At 52.6% G+C, this 24,962-nt stretch carries 23 protein-coding genes; 19 read left to right on the top strand and 4 right to left on the bottom strand.

All coding sequences use genetic code 11. From position 1 onward, the window contains the following. Nucleotides 1-27: 27 nt before the first annotated feature. The 15 genes from HV041_RS11965 to agp all read left to right on the top strand — a co-directional run bounded on the left by HV041_RS11965 (nucleotide 28) and on the right by agp (nucleotide 15,372). Entirely contained in the window at nucleotides 28-1,908 is a 1,881-nt protein-coding gene (locus HV041_RS11965) for a protein-disulfide reductase DsbD domain-containing protein (protein ID WP_121584456.1), read from the top strand. Next, nucleotides 1,905-2,528, top strand: coding sequence for a DsbA family protein (locus HV041_RS11960; protein WP_121584457.1), 624 nt, complete (start codon nucleotides 1,905-1,907; stop codon nucleotides 2,526-2,528). The genes HV041_RS11965 and HV041_RS11960 overlap by 4 nt, the downstream gene beginning before the upstream one ends. After that, on the top strand, nucleotides 2,518-3,024 hold the full coding sequence (locus tag HV041_RS11955; RefSeq protein WP_101741511.1) for a protein disulfide oxidoreductase: 507 nt from the start codon (nucleotides 2,518-2,520) through the stop codon (nucleotides 3,022-3,024). Before HV041_RS11960 ends, HV041_RS11955 begins: the two co-directional genes overlap by 11 nt. 194 nt (nucleotides 3,025-3,218) lie before the next feature. After that, the gene (gene nqrC / locus HV041_RS11950; RefSeq protein WP_048212092.1) at nucleotides 3,219-3,971 is read left to right on the top strand and encodes an NADH:ubiquinone reductase (Na(+)-transporting) subunit C; all 753 of its coding nucleotides are present in this window, start codon (nucleotides 3,219-3,221) and stop codon (nucleotides 3,969-3,971) included. Nucleotides 3,972-4,243: 272 nt separating this feature from the next. After that, complete coding sequence (locus tag HV041_RS11945; RefSeq protein WP_048212091.1) at nucleotides 4,244-6,193, top strand: FTR1 family protein; 1,950 nt, start codon at nucleotides 4,244-4,246, stop codon at nucleotides 6,191-6,193. A 29-nt stretch (nucleotides 6,194-6,222) separates the two neighbouring features. Beyond that, nucleotides 6,223-6,750: an iron transporter gene (locus HV041_RS11940; RefSeq protein ID WP_003035987.1), complete on the top strand. Its 528-nt coding sequence runs from the start codon at nucleotides 6,223-6,225 to the stop codon at nucleotides 6,748-6,750. Nucleotides 6,751-6,950: 200 nt separating this feature from the next. Beyond that, nucleotides 6,951-8,330 carry a Fe-S-containing protein gene (locus HV041_RS11935; protein ID WP_048212090.1) on the top strand — a complete coding sequence of 460 codons (1,380 nt, stop codon included), beginning with the start codon at nucleotides 6,951-6,953 and terminating at the stop codon, nucleotides 8,328-8,330. A 4-nt stretch (nucleotides 8,331-8,334) separates the two neighbouring features. Continuing rightward, nucleotides 8,335-9,618 carry an ABC transporter permease gene (locus tag HV041_RS11930; RefSeq protein WP_121584458.1) on the top strand — a complete coding sequence of 428 codons (1,284 nt, stop codon included), beginning with the start codon at nucleotides 8,335-8,337 and terminating at the stop codon, nucleotides 9,616-9,618. Further along, nucleotides 9,608-10,738, top strand: coding sequence for an FtsX-like permease family protein (locus HV041_RS11925; RefSeq protein WP_061067650.1), 1,131 nt, complete (start codon nucleotides 9,608-9,610; stop codon nucleotides 10,736-10,738). The genes HV041_RS11930 and HV041_RS11925 overlap by 11 nt, the downstream gene beginning before the upstream one ends. 4 nt (nucleotides 10,739-10,742) lie before the next feature. Next, on the top strand, nucleotides 10,743-11,438 hold the full coding sequence (locus HV041_RS11920; RefSeq protein WP_048212087.1) for an ABC transporter ATP-binding protein: 696 nt from the start codon (nucleotides 10,743-10,745) through the stop codon (nucleotides 11,436-11,438). Beyond that, nucleotides 11,425-11,910: a TlpA disulfide reductase family protein gene (locus tag HV041_RS11915; protein WP_137346261.1), complete on the top strand. Its 486-nt coding sequence runs from the start codon at nucleotides 11,425-11,427 to the stop codon at nucleotides 11,908-11,910. Before HV041_RS11920 ends, HV041_RS11915 begins: the two co-directional genes overlap by 14 nt. 24 nt (nucleotides 11,911-11,934) lie before the next feature. Then, nucleotides 11,935-12,423, top strand: coding sequence for a hypothetical protein (locus HV041_RS11910; RefSeq protein ID WP_061067652.1), 489 nt, complete (start codon nucleotides 11,935-11,937; stop codon nucleotides 12,421-12,423). Between the two features lie 86 nt (nucleotides 12,424-12,509). Next, nucleotides 12,510-13,265, top strand: coding sequence for a sulfite exporter TauE/SafE family protein (locus HV041_RS11905; protein WP_101741507.1), 756 nt, complete (start codon nucleotides 12,510-12,512; stop codon nucleotides 13,263-13,265). A 69-nt stretch (nucleotides 13,266-13,334) separates the two neighbouring features. Further along, nucleotides 13,335-14,042 (top strand): winged helix-turn-helix domain-containing protein, encoded by a 708-nt coding sequence (locus HV041_RS11900; protein ID WP_115602274.1) that lies wholly within the window; start codon nucleotides 13,335-13,337, stop codon nucleotides 14,040-14,042. A gap of 88 nt (nucleotides 14,043-14,130) precedes the next feature. After that, nucleotides 14,131-15,372, top strand: a complete 1,242-nt coding sequence (agp, locus tag HV041_RS11895; RefSeq protein WP_061067653.1) for a bifunctional glucose-1-phosphatase/inositol phosphatase — start codon at nucleotides 14,131-14,133, stop codon at nucleotides 15,370-15,372. Nucleotides 15,373-15,410: 38 nt separating this feature from the next. On the opposite strand, the gene HV041_RS11890 is transcribed toward agp, so the two are convergent. Next, nucleotides 15,411-15,638: a YccJ family protein gene (locus HV041_RS11890; RefSeq protein WP_061067654.1), complete on the bottom strand. Its 228-nt coding sequence runs from the start codon at nucleotides 15,636-15,638 to the stop codon at nucleotides 15,411-15,413. A 20-nt stretch (nucleotides 15,639-15,658) separates the two neighbouring features. Further along, nucleotides 15,659-16,255 carry an NAD(P)H:quinone oxidoreductase gene (gene wrbA / locus HV041_RS11885; protein WP_003832057.1) on the bottom strand — a complete coding sequence of 199 codons (597 nt, stop codon included), beginning with the start codon at nucleotides 16,253-16,255 and terminating at the stop codon, nucleotides 15,659-15,661. A gap of 385 nt (nucleotides 16,256-16,640) precedes the next feature. On the opposite strand from wrbA, the gene HV041_RS11880 reads away from it, so the two are divergent. The 3 genes from HV041_RS11880 to rutR all read left to right on the top strand — a co-directional run bounded on the left by HV041_RS11880 (nucleotide 16,641) and on the right by rutR (nucleotide 18,588). Next, nucleotides 16,641-16,814 (top strand): general stress protein, encoded by a 174-nt coding sequence (locus tag HV041_RS11880; RefSeq protein WP_003036022.1) that lies wholly within the window; start codon nucleotides 16,641-16,643, stop codon nucleotides 16,812-16,814. A 162-nt stretch (nucleotides 16,815-16,976) separates the two neighbouring features. Beyond that, complete coding sequence (locus HV041_RS11875; RefSeq protein ID WP_165712326.1) at nucleotides 16,977-17,891, top strand: DMT family transporter; 915 nt, start codon at nucleotides 16,977-16,979, stop codon at nucleotides 17,889-17,891. A 58-nt stretch (nucleotides 17,892-17,949) separates the two neighbouring features. Further along, nucleotides 17,950-18,588, top strand: a complete 639-nt coding sequence (gene rutR / locus HV041_RS11870) for an HTH-type transcriptional regulator RutR (RefSeq protein WP_048212080.1) — start codon at nucleotides 17,950-17,952, stop codon at nucleotides 18,586-18,588. On the opposite strand, the gene HV041_RS11865 is transcribed toward rutR, so the two are convergent. Next, nucleotides 18,585-18,980 carry a lysozyme inhibitor LprI family protein gene (locus HV041_RS11865; RefSeq protein WP_116360260.1) on the bottom strand — a complete coding sequence of 132 codons (396 nt, stop codon included), beginning with the start codon at nucleotides 18,978-18,980 and terminating at the stop codon, nucleotides 18,585-18,587. The two genes, rutR and HV041_RS11865, sit on opposite strands and share 4 nt — an antisense overlap. Nucleotides 18,981-19,038: 58 nt before the next feature. After that, complete coding sequence (gene putA / locus HV041_RS11860) at nucleotides 19,039-23,001, bottom strand: trifunctional transcriptional regulator/proline dehydrogenase/L-glutamate gamma-semialdehyde dehydrogenase (protein ID WP_121584460.1); 3,963 nt, start codon at nucleotides 22,999-23,001, stop codon at nucleotides 19,039-19,041. A gap of 422 nt (nucleotides 23,002-23,423) precedes the next feature. Here putA and putP point away from each other — a divergent pair, with 422 nt between their 5' ends. Further along, nucleotides 23,424-24,932: a sodium/proline symporter PutP gene (gene putP / locus HV041_RS11855; RefSeq protein ID WP_121584461.1), complete on the top strand. Its 1,509-nt coding sequence runs from the start codon at nucleotides 23,424-23,426 to the stop codon at nucleotides 24,930-24,932. Nucleotides 24,933-24,962: the final 30 nt, after the last annotated feature.

Genomic DNA, 24,962 nt, shown 5'->3' with positions numbered 1-24,962 from the left:
TTAGATAATTATTCACGGAGAAAAAATATGAAGACTGTTTCCAGGCAGGCGCTGCTCTGCCTGTTATTGCTATGGCTGCCCGTATCCTGGGCGGCTGATATCGGCTGGCAGCGTTCACCCGATAACAATCACGCCAGTGTGCGGTTACGTGCCGATACAGCAGCAGACGGTGAAACCCGTCTGCTGCTCGATGTTAAACTGGAGGATGGCTGGAAAACCTACTGGCGATCGCCGGGTGAGGGCGGTGTAGCACCGTCCATCGCCTGGAAAGATAAAATGCCTGCTGTTGATTGGTACTGGCCGACTCCCGCGCGTTTTGAGGTCGCCAATATCACCACCCAGGGATATCACGATAATGTCACCTTCCCGATGGTAGTACGTGGCACCACGCCAGCCGCCCTTAACGGTGTATTGACCCTATCAACCTGCAGCAATGTCTGCCTGTTAACGGATTTTCCCTTTTCCGTGACGCCGAGCGTCCAGGACCCGTCTTTTGCTCATGACTATGCGCAAGCGATGGGGCAGATACCGCTGGCCAGCGGGCTGACCGATGCGCTTAGTGCCGGGGCGCGAGCCGGAGAGCTGGTGGTTGAGGCTCGTCGTGTGGGGGGCTGGTCTGCGCCAGGCCTGTACCTGGACACCGTTGATGATGCGGATTTTGGTATGCCGCAAATCCGCGTAGAGGGCGAAATACTACGGGCAACGGTTCCGGTTCATGACAGCTGGGGGGAAGGGGCGCCGAATCTTCGTGGTAAACAACTTACACTGGTGCTGGCAGATAACGGTGTTGCCCAGGAAAGTCGTCTTGCGATTGGCGAAGCCCCGGTTGTTGAAAACGCTTCACTCCCGCTGTGGCAAGTGGCGCTTATGGCGTTATTGGGCGGTTTGATTCTCAACCTGATGCCCTGCGTTTTACCGGTTCTGGGCATGAAGCTGGGCTCTATTTTACTGGTTGAGGAGAAAAGCCGTCTTCAGGTTCGCCGCCAGTTTCTGGCATCGGTGGCTGGGATCCTGGTCTCTTTTATGGCTCTCGCGCTGCTGATGACGGTGCTGCGCCTGACCAATCAGGCGCTTGGTTGGGGGATCCAGTTCCAGAGTCCGTGGTTTATCGGCTTTATGATGCTGGTGATGCTGACGTTCAGCGCCAGCCTGTTTGGGCTGTTTGAATTTCGCCTTCCTTCAGCAATGACCACCATACTGGCAACTCGCGGCGGTAACGGCTTGTCAGGGCATTTCTGGCAGGGCGCGTTTGCGACGTTGCTTGCCACGCCGTGCAGTGCGCCGTTCCTGGGGACGGCAGTGGCGGTGGCGTTGACCGCCTCGCTGCCGACGCTATGGGGGCTGTTCCTCGCGCTCGGGCTGGGGATGAGTTTGCCATGGTTGCTGGTGGCACTGCGTCCGGGTCTGGCGCTGCGTCTGCCGCGTCCGGGGCGTTGGATGAATATCTTGCGGCGTCTTCTTGGCGTGATGATGCTTGGCTCGGCTATTTGGCTGGCAACATTGCTGCTCCCGCACCTGGGGTTCGCAAGCCAAAGTACAGCCAAAGAGAGTGTGAACTGGCAACCGCTGAGCGAGCAGGCCATTGAAGATGCACTGGCTCAGCATAAGCGCGTAGTTGTAGATGTGACGGCTGACTGGTGCATTACCTGTAAAGTCAATAAATTCAATGTCCTACAAAAAGAAGATGTCCAGACTGCACTGCAACAACCCGATGTGGTGGCTCTGCGGGGTGACTGGACGCTGCCCTCTGAAGCGATCACCGAATTCCTGAAAAAACGCGGCCAGGTTGCTGTGCCGTTCAACCAAATTTATGGTCCCGGTTTGCCGCAAGGTCAGGCATTGCCGACGTTGTTAACCCGCGATGCGCTGCTGAATACACTGGCCGATGCCAAAGGAGTGAACCCATGAAAATGATGATTGTCCTGCTGCTAACCCTGTTTTCTGCCGTCAGTATCGCGAAAGAGCCTGCACCGTTTACCCTGGAACAGGAGAAGCAAATTGAAGCATTAATTCAGGAAGCCCTGTTTAACGATCCCAACAGCCCGCGGATTGGCGCAAAGCAGGCAAAACTGACCCTGATAAACTTCACCGATTACAACTGCCCATACTGCAAGCAATTGGATCCGATGCTGGAAAAAATTGTACAGAAATATCCTGATGTGGCGGTGGTGATTAAACCGCTGCCGTTTAAAGGGGAGAGTTCGGTTCTGTCGGCGCGAACCGCGCTGACGACCTGGCGTGAGCATCCGCAGCAGTTTCTGGCGTTACATGAGAAACTGATGCAGAAGAAGGGCTACCACACGGCAGTGAGTATTAAACAGGCACAGGAGAAAGCCGCTGCCAGCCCTGTGACGCTGGATGCACAAAGTGAGGAGACGCTGAGCACCAACCTGCAACTGGCACGTCTGGTCGGTGTGCGAGGCACGCCTGCAACGATTATTGGCGATGAGCTGATCCCGGGTGCAGTACCGTGGGAAACACTGGAAGAGGTGGTCAAAGAAAAGCTGGCGGCCGCAAATGGTCAGTAAACTGCGCCGCTGGCTGCGCGAAGGACTGATCTTACTGGTGTTATTCGCCGGGGCGATGTTGTTGATGGATGCCTGGCGAGCGCCCCAGCTTCCCGTAGCGTTTGACAGTACGCCTTTGCAGACGCTGGATGGTGAAAACGTTACTCTGGCCTCGCTCAGCAAAGAGGAGCCAGTGCTGATCTATTTCTGGGCGAGTTGGTGCGGCGTGTGTCGGTTCACGACACCGGAAGTCGCCAGACTGTACTCAGAAGGCGAGAACGTGATAACCATTGCGCTGCGTTCTGGTAATGAGGCGGAGGTGACGCGCTGGCTGGCGCGTAAAGGCGTAGACTTTCCCGTCATCAACGATGCCGACGGGACCATCTCCCGCAGCTGGGACATCAGCGTCACGCCAACGCTGGTCGTGATGTCGCACGGTCGCGTGGTGTCGACAACCAGCGGCTGGACCAGTTACTGGGGAATGAAGCTACGCCTCTGGTGGGCAAAAAACGTCTGATTCTGATGCCGGGGAAACCCGGCATTTTTTTACGATAAAAAGGTAAGAAAAACATGTTGTTCTGATATTGGATCCTGAAATTATATACTAATAGTTATATATTTTTGATTTTTTCTGTAGTTGCAAATTCACAAAGGTAATGGCATATCTGATGGTGTTTTAAATATCTTATTTCTCGCAGGGATTAAAGAATAATGCGCAAGGGTAAAGTTATTGTTATATCAATGATGTTTTTTTGTATCCTTATTTTTATTGCTGCTATTGTCTGGTTTATGATGTATCAGGGGGAACTCGCTGAACCTACCGGTGAAGAGAAACATGCCGCCATTCTGCATGCTTCAGGCCTGTTGAAATCAGATGCGCAGGATAAAAAAACAATTAACAATTTGTATCAACGTTATATTTTAGCGCGTAAGGTTAATCTGGATTCCGGTGAATGGGTAGCTGATGACGTCCAGACGCAGGGATGTAAAAAACTCGCTCCGGAACATGATCCCGCGAAGATCCATCAGCGCTGTACGATTGCAGATGTATATCTTGTAAAAGATAAAAGCAATAAAATTCAACAAATTATACTCCCTGTTTTCGGTAAGGGCGCGAAGTCAATGATGTATGCCTTTCTGGCTCTTGACCCAGACGGACGTACGGTTAAAAACCTGTATTACTATCAGCAGCGGGAAACTCCTTTTTTGGGAGCCAGAGTGGAAGATGAGAGTTGGCGCAAGCAATGGCCGGGTAAAAAAGTGGTTGATAATAACTGGATGCCAGCACTAAGAATAACTCAGGAGAAACCACAGAATATCGATGAATATACAGTAGATGGTATTTCTGGTGCGACCCTGACATCGAATGGGGTTGAGAGAAGCATCAACTACTGGACAGGCGAACAGGGTTACGGCCGTTTTTTACAACGGATTACTCGTGGTCCTGATATAATAGTTCCCTGATCGCTTTTGTTTTAAATAACGTTTATCTTCATACTCATTGCCGGCCTCATTTGCGTCAGTGAGTATGGGGCAACTCAATTCCATATCACTGATAAATTCTCCTGTATTGACGGCATCATTAATAAATCCCGAATGTCTCAATTTCGTATTCATCACATTTTCATGAGATAAATTTACATAACTTGTTACCTATTGACATTTTTATGATCCAGGTCATGTACAACGCAAGCCAAAATCGATAATGATAATAATTATCATTTGTATTTTACGGGATGCGTACCGTGCGTAAGTTCTGTGTTTTCCTGCTGACCACTTTGTGTAGCTTGCTTGTAAGCCTTCATGTATGGGCCGCAACAAACTATGCTCCGTTAATTGAGGATATTGAACAACGTCTTGATAAAACAGCAGAACTTTACTCTCAGCAACAAACTGATGAAGCGCGGCGAACGGTGCAAATGGCTTACTTTGAGGTATTTGAAAACCTTGAAGGTCCTATTCGAATCAACATTTCCGCCAGCAAAAGTTATGAGATGGAAAGCGCTTTTGGTGAGATTCGTCGCATGATTGGCGAAAAAAAATCGCTCTCTGACGTGCAGTCTAAAATCGACTGGCTCAAAGCCTCGCTGCGCGAAGTTGAACCTGTGTTAGATGGCGGACATCGCCTGGTTGCCGAAGAGCAGCACAATGCGTTTTCCAGGACAGATATCGCCGTACACTGGCAAGAAAGTTTTCGCGTTATCGACGATTTGTTGGCTCAGGCAGTAAATAACTATCAGGCCGGGAATTTAAGCGTAGCCAGCCAGAACGTTCAACAAGCGCACTATCAGGGTTTTAAAAACTCAGAGATGGAAATGTCGGTCAGACAGAATCGATCGGCAAAAGACGCTGCTGCGATTAACCAGCAATTTTCTGCGTTGATTGCGCTCACCGCAGAGCCGGATCGCCTTAATGATGTCTCTTATCAGGTCACGACGTTGTTACAGGATATTGAGGATCTTCTGCCTGGTCTGCCTACTACCCGTGACGAACAGCAGGTTACGGCGGTGCAAAACACGGGGAATACGCCCACGGCACAGGATGATATAGCCCGCGCAGACTGGGCTGCCGTCTCGTTGGGTATCCATCAAAGTATTCAGAAAGCGATTGCCCGTTACCAGGAGGGCGATGCGAAGAATGCCATTCTGGATGTGCAAGACAGTTATTTTGACCGCTTTGAAGCTAGCGGTATGGAAAACAAAATCGGTTCTCGCGATTCGGCATTTAAAACCTCGCTGGAGGCTTACTTCACGCGTCTGGTTAGTCTGATGAAAGCGGGTCAGCCAGTGGAAAGACTCAACGCTGAAGCCAGCGCACTGGAGCAGGATTTACAAAAAGCAGTGGTGATGTTGGGGGAAGGAGAAGAAACCCAGTGGAGCCTGCTGCTCTACAGCCTGATGATTATCGTGCGCGAAGGACTGGAGGCCCTGCTTATTGTGGCGGCCATCGTGGCTTATATGGTGAAAAACAATCACCAGGATAAGCTTCCGTTAATTCGCCAGTCGGTGATTGTCGCGTTAATCGCAAGCGTTATTACCGCTGTGATATTCCAACTCCTGTTCACGAATTCCGGCGCCAGCCGAGAACTGCTGGAAGGCGTAACGATGCTGATTGCCGTCGTCATGCTGTTCTTCATGAGCTACTGGTTACTGTCTAAAGTCGAGGCTCGCCACTGGAAAGCATGGCTGGAAGGGAAACTGTCCCACTCACTTTCCCGTGGTTCACTGGTTGGACTGTGGCTTACCAGCTTCCTGGCGGTTTACCGCGAAGGGGCGGAGACCGTGCTGTTTTACTACGCCCTGATCGGGGATGCGAATGATATTTCTGGGCATATGGCGATTGCGGCAGGTTTTGTTATCGGCTGTGTTGTTCTGCTGGTCGCCTGGCTCATCATGCGCTACTCGGTTGTACGCCTGCCTTTGAAGCCGTTCTTTATGTTTACCGGCAGTTTTATGTACCTGATGGCCTTTGTATTTGCGGGCAAAGGGGTTCTGGAACTGGTGGAAGGTAAGCTGTTCCAGCCAACGTTGATTAACGGCTTCCCTGAAATCAGTTGGTTGGGAATTTATCCCTACGTGGAAACGTTATTACCGCAGGCCATATTGCTACTTGCGGCGCTGGTGGCGCTGTGGGTGATGCGGCGGAAAAGCACTGTTCCTGGGGAAACGATAAAAACTAATCTATAGCTGTTATTTGAGACGAGAGGATATGTCTGATGACCATGAAGAAAACCCTGATTGCCAGTGCAGTGATGGCCGGTATTTTCACTGCTCCGGCAGCGTTTGCCTTTAAGGAGTATCCGGCAGGCGAGCCTGTCACCATGAATGAGATGGAACTGGCCGCTGTGTACCTGCAGCCAATCGATATGGAACCGCGTGGCATGGGATTACCGGCAGCAAAAGCCGATATTCACCTTGAGGCGGATATTCATGCCGTGGAAGGCAGTAAAAATGGTTTTGGCGCAGGCGAATGGATCCCTTATCTGACTATCAGTTACACCTTGATTAACAGTGATACGGGTGAAAAACAAGAAGGTACGTTCATGCCGATGGTTGCCAGCGATGGCCCTCATTACGGTGCGAACATCAAAATGATGGGGGTGGGTAACTATAAAGTGACCTATCACATCGAACCGCCGTCAAAAGCAGGTATGCACCGTCATACAGACAGTGAGACCGGCGTTGGTCGCTGGTGGAAACCATTTGATGTGAGTTATGAATTTAAATACGTCGGCCTGAACTAAGCGCTTTTCCATCAGGCTGCTTGATTTGCCATTTTAGACCGGGCAGTGCTCACAATCTTACGTACGAAGTGTACCCACGATTTGTTTTGCGCTGCTCATGTCTTAACTGACCGCGAACTTATCCCCCTGATGGGCAGGCTCTAAATTATCGATGTACCTGGATAGTTACATCATTCAATCCGCCGTACAGAGTCGATGTTATGAGTTATTTTTTTGTCACGACGCTACAGGTTTTTTTCTGCATTGCGCTGCTCTCCGGGGTTCTCTGGAGTCGCATCGATCCCCCTTCATTGCGCCCACTCGTCTGGACCTTATTCACAGGCTTAATCCTTGGCGTGCTGGTGGGACTTACCCTCCGCGGCTCGCAGCCAGTGCAATTGTTGCTGGTTGGCACAGAAGTGATGATTACGCTGCTGTTTGTGTTGAGCTTCTGGTGGGTATCAAAGCGCATTCGCTACCTGTGGCAAGGGATTTTGGTGTTTGGCGCAGCCCGACATTGGGCTTTGGATCCCAATCTCGGCGGATTAACCAGCACCCATGTGCTAAATACCGATCTGCTGTTGAATCTGACGGCAATGCTATTGGCATTTGCGATCCTCTGCCTGGCGGGGGTACTGAGCGCCATGCTGTTGCGTCGTATTCGTGGACTCTACTGGCCGTTGACGCTGATTCTGATGGTCATGATTTGGCTGCCATTAAGCGGTAATTTGTTGCTGCTGTTAATGAAACTGCAGGTGCTACCGCTGGCGAAATCGCTATTGAGTTTCGTGGCCAAAGTGACAAACAACGCGGCGATGTATAACTGGTTGGGGGCCGCCTTATTACTTGCTCTGGCACTGTGCTGGGTACCGGCGTTGTTACACGCGATCCGCCAGACGCGTAAAGCCGATGAGCCGATTGCTTATCGACTGGCGCTGGCGCATCGTCGAAATGCATTTCGTCTTTGGCTGGTCACGTTAGGTTGTGCGGTGGTGGTGATCGCCGGGCAACTGTGGTGGGAAAAAGTCGCCTCTCAACCGCCGCAGTTGTCAGAAGCCATTCCGGTACAACTTGCCAGTGATGGCATGGTTCATCTGCCAATAGAACGACTCCGTGATGGCAAGCTGCACCGCTTTGTTTGGGTGGCCGATGATGGTAAAGCGGTACGTTTTTTCGTGATTAACCGCTATCCCGACAAGTTGCGTTTGGGGGTGGTTTTTGATGCCTGTCTACTGTGTGGCGATCAGGGTTACGTGATGGAAGGTAATCAGGTTATCTGCGTGGCATGCGGGGTACACATTTTCATTCCTTCGATTGGTAAACCTGGTGGTTGCAATCCGGTGCCAATTGAAAACTGGCGTAATGATGAGAAAGAGCTGGTGATCCCAGGTAAAGAGCTGGCTGCTGGCGTGAATTACTTCTCGACGGTCATGACCATCAAGGTGACCGACCCAGTTGATGGTTCCACATTGACCAATACTTCTGCTGACTACAAATACAGCTATGGTGGCAAAACCTGGTTTTTCTCGTCCGAGGCCAATTACGATCGCTTCCGTAAAACTCCGGAACAGTTCGTCCCTGCTGAATTGAGGGAGGAGTAACAAAATGCTGTGGCGAATGTTACGACAATCCTGGGGGCGTAATCTCCGACGCAAGGGGCTGGCTATTATGACCGTCTTTCTTGCGTCCAGCCTTATCTCCGCCCTGCTGGCGGTGTCGATTGATATTGGCGATAAAATGTCCAGAGAATTGAAGTCCTATGGTGCCAATATTTTGATTGAACCTGCCGGACAGGCGGCGCTGCCTGCACTTTTCAGTGAAAACAGTAATCCACTATCAGGACAGGATTTCCTTGATGAAGCGGAACTCCCCAACATTAAGGATATCTTCTGGCGCAACAACATTGTCGGCTTTGCCCCTATGCTTGGCGGTGATGTCGACGTTAACGGCAAAGAAGTACGTATTCTCGGCACCTTCTTCAGCCAACCGGTAGATATTCCAGATGAAGAAGGGTTTGAGACGGGGCAAAAAACGGTAAGCCCGTTCTGGCAAGTGACAGGCCACTGGCCGCAAGAGCCTGCTGGTGATGCTCCTCAAACACTGGTAGGGCATGCGTTGGCGCGACAAACGGGCTGGAAGCCAGGCGATCAACTGGTGATCCGTACCAGCAATACAACGGTGAATGTGACCGTCAGCGGCATCCTCTCCAGCGGCGGGGATGAGGATAACCAACTGGTTATGCCGTTGAGCACGGCGCAAACGTTGCTGGGTTTACCCGGCAAAGTGCAGGCCATTCGTGTCTCGGCGCTGACGGTGCCGGAAAATGAGTTGTCGCGTCGGGCGCGTGAAAATCTCGATGCACTGAATGCTGAAGAGTACGACCTTTGGTACTGCACGGCCTATGTCTCGTCCATTGCTCATCAACTGGAGGAGGCTATTTCCGGTGCAGAAGTTCGCCCTGTGTGGCAGGTTGCTGCATCTGAGGGGGTTGTAATCGATAAAATTCAGTTGCTGATGGCCGTCGTGACCGTCGCAGCACTGGCAGCTTCGGCTATGGGAATCGCGTCACTGATGACCAGCACCATTATGGAGCGCGCTAAAGAGATCGGCCTGATGAAGGCGCTTGGCGCGCATCAGTGGCAAATCATGCTGTTGTTCTATCTTGAAGCCGCGTCCAGTGGACTGGCCGGTGGGGCATTGGGATGTGTTGCTGGATGGGGAATGGCGAAAGCGATTGGCCTGATGCTATTTGATGCGCCATTGAATTTTGCCTGGATTGTGGTGCCATGTGTATTGGTTATTGCGGTCCTGATTGCCCTGATTGGCACCTGGTTCCCGGCCCGCCGTATTGCCCGCCTGTATCCTGTGGAGGTGCTGTATGGCCGCTAAACGTACCATGCTCTGGTTGCTGGTATGGCGGGCGCTGCGTCTGCGTTTTCAGCGAGTTAGCGTAGTATTTGCCGCATTGATGGTCGGGGCGACCATTGTGACCGCGCTATCTGCGGTGTGGTTCGACATCAATACCAAAATGAGTGAAGAATTGCGGACCTTTGGCGCAAATTTCTACATCGGGCCAGGCCATGGCTCCAGCATGCCGCAGCAAGCGTTGCAGACTATTTTAGATCAGGCACCGCAAGGCCTGGTTCACGGAGCCAGTCCTTGGCTTTACGGTATGGCGCGTACCGAGCTGGAGAAGGTGGTGATTGTCGGCGTGTGGTTTGAATCCTTGCAAAAGCTGGTGCCGTACTGGCAGGTTCAGGGGAGTTGGATTGGTGTTAGCTTTGACGATCGCAATGCGATGATTGGCGTCAAATTGGCTGAGCGTCTTAACGTCCAACCGGGCGATAACATCATCCTGGTGGATCACAATCAGCGCAAAAACTTACAGATAAAAGGCATTGTTGAAGCCGGTGATGCGACAGATAACATGCTAATTGTGAGTCTTGATGTGGCGCAGGCGTGGTTGCATCAGCCCGATAAAATCAGCCATGGGCTGCTGAGTGTCAGTAACGATGTCGGTCAGGTGGAAAACTATGCCAGCCGATTGCAGGCTCAATACCCGGATCTGGAGATCCGTCCTATACGGAAAGTCTCCGCATCAGAAGGACAGGTACTGGATAAAATAAAAGGGTTAATGGGGCTGGTATCGGTTGTGATCCTTGCGCTGTCATCTTTGTGCGTGAATACCACGTTGATGGCCATTGTGGGTGAGCGGGCCAGGGAATTTGCGCTGCAAAAAGCGTTGGGGGCCAGCAACGGTGATATTGTCCGGCAAATTCTCCTTGAAACCTGCATTATCGCGCTGGCTGCAGTGGTTTGTGGGTGGATCTTAGGGTACATGTTGGCCCAACTACTGGGACTGACCGTATTCAATGCCGCAATAGCGCTACGCTGGCCAGTGCTGCCCATCACCCTGACATTATCTTTACTGGTCGCCATTCTGGCGGCGATTGTTCCGGTCCGTCGCGCGGTTAGCGTCGAACCCGCAAAAGTGTTGAAAGGAGAGTAACGCAATGTCCGTTGTGCAGACCCCGTCAATGGCGATTGAAACCCGCCATTTATATAAACGGTTCGGCGATGTTACCGCCTTAGATGACATTAACCTGCAAATAGTGCAGGGGGAGTTTGTCGCGATTATGGGCGCTTCTGGTTCGGGTAAAACGACACTGATGAATATTCTGACCTGCCTGGACACCGCGACAGAAGGTCAGGTGTTTTTAGATGGGATTGATGCTGCCGCACTGGATGAAGAGGGGCGTCGCCGTTTTCGTGCTGAGAAAATAGGGTTGGTATTCCAGCAGTTTCATCTGATCCCGTTTTTAACCGCGCTGGAGAATATCATGCTGGCGCAACACTACCATAGCGTGGTAGATGAAGCGGCGGCCAGGAAGGTTCTGGAACAAGTCGGTCTTGGGCATCGAGTGACGCACCTGCCGAGTCAACTTTCTGGGGGAGAGCAGCAACGGGTGTGCATTGCCCGGGCGCTGGTCAATGAGCCGCCGGTGATTTTTGCCGATGAACCTACGGGTAACCTTGACGAAGAGAATGAACAGCGGGTGTTGGATCTACTCACTGACCTGCATCGGCAGGGGCGCACGATTGTGATGGTGACGCATAATCCGGCGCTTGGGTTATTTGCCGATCGTATTATCCGTTTGCAGCATGGCAAATATCAGGGTGAGGAGGCGAATCAACATGCGCTGGATTAACATATTAACTTTCGCCATTTTGGTTCTGATTAGTGGGTGTAAAGAAGAGAAGTTGGTGGTTGGGCAGCAAGCCCCGGCGCTGGCAACATTCGACCTGCAGGGGGGAGAAGCAGGGCTTGAACGCTGGCGTGGAAAGGCTGTTTATCTAAACTTTTGGTCGGCGGGATGCGGTGGCTGTCTTGCCGAAATGGACGCGCTGGAAGCGCTAAGTAAAAAGTGGGGCGATAACGTTGTGGTCGTGGCCGTGAATACCGATCCGGCGACGGTTAACATAGATAACTTACTGGCGAAACATCAGGTTTCTTACCCGGTACTCCGCGATCAGCTTAAGATTTCCCAGGAGCGCTATCAGGTCATCGGCACGCCAACCTCTGTGTTAATTGACAGGGACGGTCGTGTACTGGAATTACACCAGGGGATGCGGAAACCGCCTGAGTTAGATGCAACGTTTGCGCGACTGGCCGCCCGATGAACGCGATACAAAGAGAAACACTATATGGCATTCAGGTGGAATAAAGAGAGTCTGGCCGTCCTGCGTGAAAACGCAGGCGTTCTCACGACGGAGCAGATTGCGGGGATGCTTCGCACTAATATTACGGTTGTGCGCAATATGGCGTACCGACTGAAACTCAGCCTGCGGGTATCCGCCTACAATCAAAAACGTATTGAGCAGGTACAAACTCTCTATACGTCTTCTGAACCACTAAATCTGAAAGAGATTGCTGCAAAAACTGGACTGACATTCAGTACGGTGCAATACATTGTATATGTGAAATTAAAAAGTAAACCATATACCAAACGGGAATATGTTTCCTTTGAAACTGATGATGCGGTTCATTATCGGATACAACGAGAGTTCATTGATACTGAGCGTTCCCTTTTACACAACATCCCAGATAACACGTGCTTTCATCAATTGTATCTGACAGACGGAACCTTATATTGTGCACGTAATATCCGCAGCGAAGTGATTATCTGCGAATAATTGGATGGCATATTTCGTCACCCGACGAAGCAAGTATTCATAGTTGCGTTTAACCTGGCTTATCTTTTTTTGTGGGAAAATAAAGAATGGCCAATGTATACGCATTTGAACCCTCCCTGGTGATGATGATTACCGTCACGTTTGTCCTCGCCGGGATGGTGAAAGGTGTCACCGGTATGGGTTTGCCCACGGTGGCGATGGGGATCCTCGGATCGCTTATTTCTCCGGTCGCGGCGGCGGCGATGTTGCTGTTACCCTCTCTAATTAGCAATCTGTTTCAGTTTGGCGGTGGTGGTAACACTGGCCGATTGCTGCAACGATTGTGGCCTATGCTGCTGGCGGTGGTGATTGCCACTTTGCTTGCCAGTGTCTGGATCACCGGGGGCGACACAACCCGGACCCAGTTTGCGCTGGGTATGGCACTGGTTGCTTATGCTATCTGGACGCTGGCGGGAAAGAAAATTACCGTGGATCCGCAGCGTGAAAAACCCTTTTCCCTTGTCATTGGATTCGTGACCGGTTTATTGACGGGGGGAACGGGGGTATTTGTCATGCCCGCCGTGCCATGGATCCAGTCTTTGGGCTTTGAAAAGGATGAACTGGTACAGGCGCTTGGGATCTCTTTTACGTTTTCGACACTGGCGTTAGCACTGGGCTTGTGGTGGCACAACGCGCTGCCCGTACAATCCCTAAGTTTGTCGGCTTTGGCCATTGTTCCTGCACTTATTGGCCAGTGGATAGGAACCCGTGTGCGAAGAGTTATTTCTCCGCTCGTGTTTAAACGCTGTTTTCTGTTTTGTCTGATCGGGCTTGGCGTAGAGATGATGCTGCGAGCGGCGTGACCTGTGCAGTGACTTTAGGGCGCTCTCATGGCATCGTTCATTCAGCTATTTAGGGTCAAAGGGGGCGTTATGGCATCAGTGGTGTTAAATGAAGAAGAGGACGATCTGGAGTCGAGAATGGCGCTTACTGCGGCGGCAATGGCCGATAAGTCGCGCTCGCGTATGCTGTGTGCTTTGATGGATGGGCGCGCCTGGACTGCAACCGAACTTAGCGCTGTGGCGGATGTGTCTGCGTCGACCGCCAGCGCGCATCTGGCGCGTCTGTGCGAACAACGCTTTGTTGTGGCGCTTGCGCAGGGCAGGCATCGTTATTTTCGCCTTGCGAGTCACGATATCGCCGAACTGCTGGAGCGCCTGATGGGCGTGGCGTGGAGCACATCCGTACCACGAAAAATTACTACGCCGTTAAGCTTGCGGCATGCGCGAACTTGCTACGATCATCTGGCTGGAGAGGTGGCGGTAAGGCTGTTCGATACGCTGGTTTCCCGCCAGTGGTTAACGCCGGATGGCGAAACGCTGACATTACTTGGACAGGAAAAGCTGGCGCTGATGGGGATTGTCCTCACTGCTGGCTCATCCCGGCGGAAATTAACCTGTGGTTGTCTGGACTGGAGCGAACGACGTTATCATCCCGGCGGCGTGCTTGGCGCATCGCTGCTGCGCTGGTTGATTGAAAAGCAATGGATAAAAACGCAGACAGGCAGCCGCCACGTTACCTTTACCCCACTTGGTGTGCGCAAACTTCAGACGGAGTTTGGCATCCAAACGACACGGTAGATGCCCCATTTTTGCGAAAGCCTTCCCGGAAAAATGTCATATATCTGTCACACTCTGTGGTGATTGATAACAACAAGAGGTCGTAGGGATGAATAAATCGTTAATCGCCGCCGCTGTGGCAGGGGCTGTATTACTGTCCACCGCCGCGCAGGCGCAGACCGCGCCGGAAGGCTATCAGCTTCAACAAGTATTGATGATGAGTCGGCATAACTTACGCGCACCTTTAGCCAATAACGGCAGCGTTCTTGAGCAGTCCACCCCCAAACAATGGCCAGAATGGGATGTCCCCGGCGGACAACTCACCACCAAAGGCGGCGTGCTGGAAATCTATATGGGTCACTATATGCGAGAGTGGCTGGCAGAGCAGGGGATGGTGAAATCGGGCGAATGTCCGGCACCGGATACGGTTTATACCTATGCTAACAGCCTGCAGCGCACTGTTGCTACGGCGCAGTTCTTTGTCACCGGTGCTTTCCCTGGTTGCGATGTTCCGGTCCATCATCAGGAAAAAATGGGCACCATGGATCCCACCTTTAATCCGGTGATCACCGATGATTCCGCCGCCTTCAGCCAGCAGGCCGTACAGGCCATGGAGAAAGAGCGTAGCAAAATGCAGCTCAACGATAGCTATCAGTTGCTTGAGCAAATGACCGACTACAAAGACTCTCCATCCTGCAAAGAAAAACAGCAGTGTTCCCTGACCGATGCCAAAGATACGTTCAGCGCGAAATACCAGCAGGAGCCAGGCGTATCGGGGCCGCTAAAGGTGGGAAATTCGCTGGTTGATGCCTTCACCTTGCAATATTACGAAGGCTTCCCGATGGACAAGGTTGCCTGGGGCGAGATTAAATCCGATCAACAATGGAAGGTGCTGTCGAAGCTGAAAAACGGCTATCAGGACAGTCTGTTCACCTCCCCGGAAGTGGCGCAGAACGTCGCTAAACCGCTGGTGAAATATATTGATAATGCGCTGGTTACTGAACGCGCGAAAGCACCGAAAATAACTGTGCTGGTGGGACATGACTCAAACATCGCTTCGCTGCTCACCGCGCTGGATTTCAAACCCTACCAGCTTCACGATCAGAACGAGCGTACGCCGATTGGCGGGAAGATTGTCTTCCAGCGCTGGCATGACAGCAACGCAAATCGTGATCTGATGAAAATCGAGTATGTGTATCAGAGCTCGCAGCAGTTGCGTAATGCAGACGTTCTGACGCTGAAATCCCCGGCGCAGCGCGTAACGCTTGAGCTGAAAGGATGTCCGATAGATGCGGATGGTTTTTGCCCGATAGATAAGTTCGACAGCGTGCTGAATGAGGCGGCGAAGTAAAAGAAAAACTCCCCCGTGTTTGCGGGGGAGTCTGAGCGCTAGACGTTTTTACGTTCGATAGTCTGTTCACCCCAAAAGAGCGAATCTTTGTCTGTTTTTTCAAAGGCTTTGATGAGTACCTCGTCGCTACCTTCTTCCCAAATTTTTTCCGCCAGTTTTTCGTCATAATTCGCGACTTCAAAAATGGCTTCGGCTATTTCCGGCGATGTATTGCGCAGACTTGCCCATTCACCAACGTGATGAGCTTTCGCTTCTTGAGTTGGCATTCGAATCCTCCTGTTGAAGATTAGCCGTTGAGTTTTACTGCCAGACCCGCGACATATTCACCCTGATAGCGGGCGATAGATAACTCTTCCTGACTTGGCTGACGAGAGCCGTCGCCTCCGGCGATGGTCGTTGCGCCGTAAGGTGTGCCTCCACGAACTTGTGAGACATCAAACAGTTCTTGCGCCGCATAACCGATGGGTACAATCACCATCCCATGGTGGGCAAGTGTTGTCCAGGTTGATGTAATGGTTTGTTCCTGACCGCCGCCAGTGCCTGTTGAGCTGAATACGCTGGCGAGTTTGCCGTAAAGGCCGCCAGAAGCCCACAGTCCGCCAGTCTGGTCGAGGAAGGTGCGCATCTGGCCGGACATATTGCCAAAGCGTGTCGGGGTACCAAAAATAATGGCGTCGTAATCAGCCAGTTCTTGCGGGGTGGCGACTGGTGCGTTTTGGGTTTTGCCGCCAGCCTTGAGGAAAATCTCAGGCTGCATGGTCTCTGGTACGCGCTTAATAATCACTTCCGCGCCATCTACCTTATTTGCGCCTTCTGCGACTGCATGGGCCATAGTTTCAATGTGTCCGTACATGGAATAATAAAGCACCAGAACTTTTGCCATTTTACACTACTCCTCGAGTTAACTGTGTCCGTAGCGATTCGCTACCTCCCTTTAAAGATATGACGTACGGCCAGGAGTGCAAATTTCACAATCACTTCTTTGATTTATAACAATTTTTATAACAACTGTTTTTGTTGCAAAATGATACATTTTTAACCGAGCGGAATTTGGTAGCCATAAGAAAGACTTATTGATTTCATGCCGCGATTATTAACATCTGGCGGCCATTCCTGTTGCAGAATATTACAGTTCGCCGGTTATCCGGCTACTCTTCACTATGCTTAATCCCACGCAGTAAAAATCAGGGCACGGCCCTTGCGCTGCGTGAGGTATCACTCCTCAGTACCTATGCAATATGATGGCTAATCAATGACGGAGGTCAGTAATGGCAAACCATCGGGGCGGTTCCGGCAACTTTGCGGAAGACCGCGAAAGAGCATCAGAAGCAGGTCGAAAAGGTGGCCAGCACAGCGGGGGCAACTTCAAGAATGACCCGCAACGCGCTTCAGAAGCAGGAAAAAAAGGGGGCAAGAATAGTCACGGCAATAACAAATCGTAATTGTCGGGCTGTCTGTTAGAGATATCGTGACGGCTGAGTGTTCAGAGACAGACGTTACGTCGCCACCGCCGCCGGGTCGTTCCGGCGGTTTTTTTTGTCTGCAAGGTTGAACTGTAACAAAACGCAACGCAGACTAATGACATTCAGATAATCGGGTGTCTCATGTCATTACTTTCTCGTTATTCCTTCTCTGTTAAACCCCAGGAGGCGATCCTCATTGTGATCACCATGTTCTGGGGCGGAACGTTTTTGGCTGTGCAATATGCTGTCACGCTGAGCGGTCCCTTTTTCTTTGTCGGCGTGCGTTTTGCCACCGCCGCGCTGGCGGTCGCGCTTTTGTCGTTATGCACATTGCATAAGCTAACGTGGCTGGAATTCAAAGCAGGCGTGGCAATCGGTATCGCCATTGCGCTGGGCTATAGTCTGCAAACCTGGGGACTACAGTTTATTCCCAGCAGTAAATCGGCGTTTATTACTGCGATGTACGTGCCACTGGTACCGCTTTTACAATGGCTGTGTCTGGGACGTATGCCCGGACTGATGCCGTGTGTCGGTATTGTGCTGGCTTTTATCGGGTTGATTTTTCTCGCCGGGCCAGGAGGCAATTTGCTGGCTTTGGGCGAAGGAGAGTGGATCACGCTCGCCGGCGCGGTGGCGATTGCGGCGGAAATTATCCTGATTAGCGCGTGGGCGGGAAAAGTGGATGTGCGGCGGGTAACGGTGGTACAACTGGCAACTGCTTCAATCGTGGCGTTTATTGCAATGGCCCCAGCCGGAGAGTCCGTACCGCCGATGTCAACCGGATTGCTGGTTGTGGCGTTGGGGCTGGGGATTTTCAGTGCGATTATCCAGGTCACCATGAACTGGGCGCAGCGCAGCGTTTCGCCGACACGCGCAACGGTAATCTATACCGGTGAGCCTGTATGGGCGGGGATTTTTGGTCGACTCGCAGGGGAACGCCTGCCGCTGCTTGCTCTGTTGGGGGCGGCATTCATTATCATTGGCGTACTGGTCAGCGAACTCAAGTTCAAAAAGAAGAAAGCCGTCCAGCAGGAGGCTCCGCCCGAGTCGCTTTAATTTAACGTTTCAGTGTGCGATTTGTTATGCTGGCGCCCTCAGAACAAGGAGAGGGTGCATGGCTCAAGGCGCAGAGAAAAAAACAGGTAAACGCTCGCAGGCCGTGAGTGCAAAACGCCAGGCTATCTTAACCGCGGCATTAAATGTCTTTTCCCAGTATGGCATTCATGGCACGCGTCTGGAGCAGATTGCGGAACTGGCGGGGGTGTCTAAAACGAATCTGCTTTATTACTACCCTTCTAAAGAAGTGCTCTATATTGCCGTATTACGCCAGATCCTCGATATCTGGCTGGCACCGCTGAAGGCCTTTCGCGAGGACTTTGCGCCACTGGCGGCGATTAAAGAGTACATCCGACTCAAACTGGAAGTGTCCCGCGATTATCCCCAGGCATCGCGACTATTTTGTATGGAAATGCTGGCAGGCGCGCCGTTGTTGATGGCTGAATTAACTGGCGATCTCAAAACGCTGATTGATGAGAAATCTGCGCTGATTGCTGGGTGGATTAAAAGCGGGAAGCTGGCGCCGGTCGATCCGCATCATCTGATTTTTATGATTTGGGCTTCAACCCAGCATTACGCCGATTTTGCCCCACAGGTAGAGGCAGTGACGGGCGCAACACTGCGTGATGAAGCCTTTTTTAACCAAACCGTTGAGAGCGTACAGCGGATGATTATTGAAGGGATCCGCGTGCGTTAACCTGCCGGCGGTAACGGGCAGCTTAAGTCACCCTCTTCGCACTGTAAGAGCGAGGCGAGAAACGCTTCGCGCTCGTTGGTTTTGTCCGTTAAACACTGGCTGGTGATCATCGACTGTATGCTGCCGCCTTCCGTGCCTGAACTGATCAATGCGCAGTCTGCATCGCGCAGGGTAATCCATGCGACCTGTGCTTTTTTCAGTAAATCACGTTGGGTGGGGGCGGCGCGCTTCAGTGCATTCTGATAAGTATCATTTAGCTTTGCGTCGGCCGTCTTATACTGCTCAGCGGCGCAGGTATTCATTTCAATTTGGTTGTTCGCGTTGGCGCAGTCATCCGCCAGCACCTGGCCGCTCAGCAGCAGTGCGGCACAGGTCAGTACAATTCGTTTCATGCTTCCCTCTGGCTTCATAAAAAAGGCTCCGTTGCCGGAGCCTTAATTAACCACAACCTTAGCCGATTGTCATCAGGCTGGCGTTCCCCCCGGCAGCGGCAGTATTGACGCTCAGGGAACGTTCAATGTACAGCCTCTCCAGCAGAATATTGCTTTCGCCACGGGCAAAGCCCTGGACCGAGACAATCGCCCCTTCGCGGGCTGCCACAGATTCGCACAATGCGCGAAGCTGATCGGAATCGCCGTGGAAAATAACGGCATCAAACGGCTGCGAGGCGATGTTGTCCGCTTTGGCAAATTGAATGCGCCCGGAGACCGCGGCTGGCAGGCGTTTTGCCAGGTCGCGATGGAACGTATCATCTGGCCACAGGATTAAGCTACCAACGGAAGCCACCGCGGCAACCTGTACCAGTGCATCCTGCTCATCATCGGCGATACACAGCACGCGTTCGCGCGGCAACAGCGTCCAGGTATTGCGCTCGCCGGTTGGTCCTGGCAGCAAACGCTGGGTACCGGCCTGTGCCAGTTCGCCAAACTGCTGACAGAGCGCATGCAGCGACGGGCGATCGATTGCCCATGCGGTGAGCGCTTCCAGCGGTTGAATCAGCGCTGATTTAAGCTGTGCATCGACAGGGTAGTCTGCATCCTGACGCGCAAGCGTAATGCCTAACGCATTTTCCGGACGGTTAGCCAGCAGGCGGTACAGATACAGCGGTCCACCCGCTTTTGGTCCGGTGCCTGACAAGCCTTCGCCACCGAATGGCTGTACGCCGACAACGGCACCGACCATATTGCGGTTAACGTACAGGTTACCCACATGTGCCGATCCCGTGACCTGGGCGATGGTTTCATCGATGCGGGTGTGCACGCCCAGCGTCAGACCGTAGCCGGAGGCATTAATTTGCTCAATCAGGCTGCCCAGATTGTTACGGGTGTAACGCACGACATGCAGTACCGGACCAAACACCTCTTTTTGTAATTCATCGAAGCTTTCCAGCTCAATAAGCGTCGGGGCGATAAAGGTACCGGTTTGCCATTCCCGCGCATCGTCGCTATTTTCGCGCACGGCCTGGAACACCGGACGCCCTTTGGCGCGCATGGCCTGAATATGGCGCTCAATATTGGCTTTGGCTTCTTCATCGATAACCGGCCCGATATCGGTAGTCAGGCGGCCCGGGTTGCCCATGCGGCATTCCGACATCGCGCCGCGCAGCATTTTCAGCGTATGGTCGGCAATATCATCCTGCAGGCACAGGACGCGCAGTGCCGAGCAGCGTTGTCCGGCACTGTCAAAGGCAGAGGCCAGAACGTCGACCACGACTTGTTCCGTCAATGCTGAGGAGTCGACAATCATTGCGTTCATCCCACCGGTTTCGGCGATAAGCGGGATTGGACGCCCCTGAGTATCGAGGCGGGTCGCGATATTGCGTTGTAACAGCGTGGCGACTTCCGTGGAGCCAGTAAACATCACGCCGCGAACGCGCTCATCGGAAGTGAGCTGCGCCCCGACCGTTTCACCCTGACCAGGCAACAGTTGCACCACGCCCGGCGGGACTCCCGCTTCGAGTAAAATCGCGATGCCCTGGGCGGCAATCAGTGGGGTTTGCTCCGCAGGTTTCGCCAGCACGCTATTGCCCGCCGCCAGTGCGGCAGCAATCTGTCCGGTGAAAATAGCCAGCGGGAAGTTCCATGGGCTGATACAGACCACCGGGCCTAACGGACGATGGGTTTCATTATCGAAGTCATCGCGCACCTGGCCGGCATAATAGTGCAGGAAGTCGACCGCTTCGCGTACTTCCGCAATGGCGTTGCTGAAGGTTTTACCCGCTTCTCGCACCAGGATGCCAATCAACTGCTGCATCTGACCTTCCATCAGCACGGCGGCGCGATGCAAAATAGCGGCGCGCTCTTGTGGCGGTGTGGCGAACCAGATCGGCGCGTTATTTACCGCGTTCTGTAATGCCTGTTCCACTTCGCTGTGAGTCGCTTCACGCACGTAACCGACAATGTCTTTCGGTTCGGCCGGGTTGACGACGGGCGTCATTTCACCGTCAGCGACCGGTTGTTCAAGCATTGGTTTGGCGTGCCATTTTTGCAGCGCGCTATTGAGCAGGGCAGAGGACAGCGAGGCCAGACGATGTTCGTTAGCTAAATCCAGTCCGCCTGAGTTTTCCCGGCCTTTACCGTACAGGTCATGCGGCAGGGCAATCTTCGGATGCGGCAGCCCGGCCTGACCTTCCTGCTGTGCCAGTTTTTCAACGGCTTCAACAGGATCGGCAACCAGTTCGTCCAGCGGCAGGGTGGTGTCTGCAATACGGTTGACGAATGAGGTGTTGGCGCCGTTTTCCAGCAGACGACGCACCAGGTACGCCAGCAGCGTTTCGTGCGTGCCGACCGGCGCATAAATGCGGCATGGACGGTTCAGCTTGCCATCAGCGACTTTGCCGGTGACCTGCTCATACAGCGGTTCGCCCATACCATGCAGACACTGGAACTCATACTGACCTGGATAGTAGTTTTGACCCGCTAACTGATAAATGGCCGCCAGCGTATGCGCGTTGTGGGTGGCAAACTGTGGGTAGATCAGATTCGGTACAGCAAGCAGTTTTTTCGCACAGGCCAGATAGGAAACGTCGGTGTACACCTTACGGGTGTAAACCGGATAGCCTTCCAGACCGTCCATCTGTGCGCGTTTGATTTCGCTATCCCAGTACGCGCCTTTGACCAGGCGGATCATCAGTCGGCGACGGCTGCGTGTAGCCAGATCAATGAGATAATCAATGACATACGGACAGCGCTTCTGGTAGGCCTGGATAACAAAACCGATACCGTTCCAGCCCGCCAGCTCAGGTTCAAAGCACAGTTTTTCCAGCAGATCGAGGGAGATCTCCAGTCGGTCTGCCTCTTCAGCATCAATATTGATACCGATGTCGTACTGGCGGGCCAGCAGAGTAAGCGACTTCAGACGCGGATAGAGTTCATCCATCACGCGGTCATACTGCGCACGGCTGTATCGCGGGTGCAGTGCAGACAGTTTGATGGAGATCCCCGGGCCTTCATAAATACCGCGCCCGTTTGAGGCTTTACCAATGGCATGGATCGCCTGCTGGTAGGAGACCATATAAGCCTGGGCATCAGCGGCGGTTAGAGCCGCTTCACCCAGCATGTCATAAGAGTAGCGGAAACCTTTTTCTTCCAGTTTACGCGCGTTAGCCAGCGCTTCGGCGATAGTCTCTCCGGTGACAAACTGCTCGCCCATCAAGCGCATTGCCATGTCGACGCCTTTACGCACCAGTGGTTCACCGCTCTTGCCGATAATACGGTTGAGTGAGCGTGAAAGGCTGGCTTCATTATGCGTAGAAACCAGACGACCGGTAAACAACAGCCCCCAGGTCGCCGCGTTGACGAAAAGTGACGGGCTGCGTCCAATGTGCGACTGCCAGTTGCCGTTGCTGATTTTGTCGCGGATTAACGCATCGCGGGTTGCCTTATCAGGAATACGCAGCAAGGCTTCCGCCAGACACATCAGCGCAACGCCTTCCTGTGAAGAAAGGGAGAACTCCTGCAATAAACCCTGAACCATCCCTGCGCGGCCGCTGGCGGTCTTCTGGTTACGCAGTTTGTCGGCCAGGCTGTATGCCAGCTTGTGCGCTTGCTCAGCGATGGGTTGCGGCAGACGAGCCTGCTCCATCAGCATCGGCACTGCGTCGGTTTCGGCGCGGCGGTACGCGGCGGTGATTGCTGCGCGGGAAACTGACTGCGGCAGGATCTGCTCGGCAAATTCAAGGAAAGGCTGGTGCGCTTCATTCTGCGGCGTGGTTGGCTCCTCACCCTCATTCGCGGCACCCGCCAGCAGGGCCGGTAGTTCAGGAAGCGCGTCGTCATTTTCCAGTCTTTCGAGATAATTAAAGATGGCTTGTTTGATCAGCCAATGTGGCGTGCGATCGATTCGTGATGCTGCTGTTTTAATACGCTCGCGAGTGGCGTCATCCAGCTTAACCCCCATCGTGGTAGTTCCCATGCCGTTTACTCCTGTTGTACTGAAATACGGGTCTGATAGTTACCGAGAAATATCCACTATGTTGCAACTTTGTGCAACCGTGTTAAATGTGACTTGGTTTGCAAGCTTGGAAATGAATGAAATGTTAATAAATGTGAGTTTTATGATGTGGGCTGTAAAAATTACAAAATCTTTTTCTCTGCGGTAGTTAACACTTTTAAAAGGTGCAACCGAAAAAAATGTGAGAGAGTGCAACCTACAGAAAAATGCTATCTACTCTGGATCAAATTTGATGTAAATGGTGTGTTAAATCGATTGTGAATAACCATCGCTTCCGGCAGGATACGGTCGCCCTGGTCAACATAGATATCTTTGCCACGTTCCGGCAGGGTAATAAAACGGCAAGCCACGGCATTGCTGATACATAATTTTGGAGAGTTTTGATGGCTATTAGCACACCGATGTTAGTGACATTCTGTGTCTATATTTTCGGCATGATATTGATAGGGTTTATTGCATGGCGTTCAACCAAAAACTTTGACGATTACATTCTGGGGGGACGCAGTCTGGGTCCATTCGTGACCGCGTTGTCCGCCGGGGCATCTGACATGAGCGGCTGGCTGCTGATGGGGCTGCCAGGCGCAATTTTCCTGTCGGGCATTTCAGAAAGCTGGATCGCCATCGGCCTTATTTTGGGCGCCTGGATCAACTGGAAGCTGGTGGCCGGACGTTTACGCGTACACACCGAATACAATAACAATGCGCTGACGTTACCGGATTACTTTACCGGTCGCTTTGAAGATAAAAGCCGAATTCTACGTATTATCTCCGCGCTGGTTATTCTGCTGTTTTTCACCATCTATTGTGCTTCAGGGATTGTGGCAGGGGCGCGTCTGTTTGAAAGCACCTTTGGCATGAGCTACGAAACCGCGCTGTGGGCGGGCGCGGCCGCGACGATCATTTATACCTTTATTGGTGGTTTCCTGGCTGTTAGCTGGACCGATACCGTCCAGGCCAGCCTGATGATCTTTGCTCTGATCCTGACACCGGTGATGGTAGTCATTGGCGTGGGTGGATTCGACGATTCGCTGGAAGTGATTAAACAAAAGAGCATTGAGAACGTGGACATGTTCAAAGGGCTGAATTTTGTTGCCATCATTTCCCTGATGGGCTGGGGTCTGGGCTACTTTGGTCAGCCGCATATTCTGGCGCGCTTTATGGCTGCAGATTCCCACCATAGCATTGTCCACGCACGTCGCATTAGCATGGCCTGGATGATTCTGTGTCTGGCTGGCGCGGTTGCCGTTGGGTTCTTCGGCATTGCTTACTTTAACAACAACCCACAGCTTGCCGGTGCCGTTAACCAGAACGCCGAGCGTGTGTTTATTGAACTGGCGCAAATCCTGTTTAACCCGTGGATTGCCGGTATTCTGCTGTCTGCGATCCTCGCTGCGGTTATGTCGACGCTGAGCTGCCAGCTGCTGGTATGCTCCAGTGCGATTACCGAAGATTTGTACAAAGCGTTCCTGCGTAAAAATGCCAGCCAGAAAGAGCTGGTATGGATTGGGCGTATCATGGTGCTGGTCGTGGCGCTGGTGTCCATCGCGCTGGCGGCAAACCCAGAGAACCGTGTGCTCGGCCTGGTGAGCTACGCCTGGGCTGGCTTTGGTGCTGCCTTTGGTCCGGTTGTTCTGTTCTCCGTAATGTGGTCGCGTATGACCCGTAACGGCGCACTGGCAGGGATGGTCATTGGTGCAGTGACGGTTATCGTCTGGAAGCAGTTTGCCTGGTTGGGCCTGTATGAAATCATCCCGGGCTTCGTGTTCGGCAGCATCGGGATTGTGGTCTTCAGTCTGTGGGGGAAAGCGCCATCAGCAGCAATGCAGAAACGTTTTGCCGAGGCTGATGCGCATTATCATTCAGCACCGCCGTCGCGTTTGCAGGAAGAATAATCAGCCTCTGTCCTCAAGCCCGCCGTGTGC

Origin of the sequence: Citrobacter sp. RHBSTW-00029, from assembly GCF_014104295.1 — a bacterium.
In the GTDB taxonomy this organism is placed as follows: Bacteria; Pseudomonadota; Gammaproteobacteria; order Enterobacterales; family Enterobacteriaceae; genus Citrobacter; species Citrobacter youngae.
Note: the sequence above shows the minus strand (reverse complement) of the source record. Positions and strands in the feature narration are given on the sequence as shown.